The following is a 393-nucleotide window of genomic DNA, read 5'->3' as shown; positions in this document are numbered from 1 at the left end:
ATCATAACCAAGCTGCGCCAGCCAGTCCAGCGCATCGGAGCTGATGTCGAGGCCGATCCCGTTGTTCTTGAGCATCTGTGCGACGCGCTCGACCTGCAATCCGACGATGCGCCGGATCTCCTCGGCCGTCAGCGGCTTGAAGACGATGATGTCATCGATGCGGTTGAGGAATTCGGGAGGCATTTTCGCGCGCACGAGCTCGTTGAGCTCGACCCTGAGCTCCGACATGATGCGATCGCGATTCTCTGCGGTCACACTCGCGAGACGCTCCTGAATGAGGTGCGACCCGAGGTTGGACGTCATGATGATGATCGTGTTCGTGAAGTTGACGGTGTGACCTTGCGAGTCGGTCAGACGTCCTTCGTCGAGCACCTGCAGCAGGAGGTTGTAAAC

At 58.8% G+C, this 393-nt stretch carries 1 protein-coding gene; it reads right to left on the bottom strand.

Annotated elements, in window-relative coordinates:
* Positions 1 to 393, bottom strand: a 393-nt coding sequence (locus I6F37_RS43905) for an AAA family ATPase (RefSeq protein ID WP_225154970.1), incomplete at both ends; no start/stop codon positions are given.

Origin of the sequence: Bradyrhizobium sp. NBAIM08, from assembly GCF_020193935.1 — a bacterium.
Lineage (GTDB): Bacteria > Pseudomonadota > Alphaproteobacteria > Rhizobiales > Xanthobacteraceae > Bradyrhizobium > Bradyrhizobium yuanmingense.
This window is presented reverse-complemented; position numbering and strand designations above follow the sequence as displayed.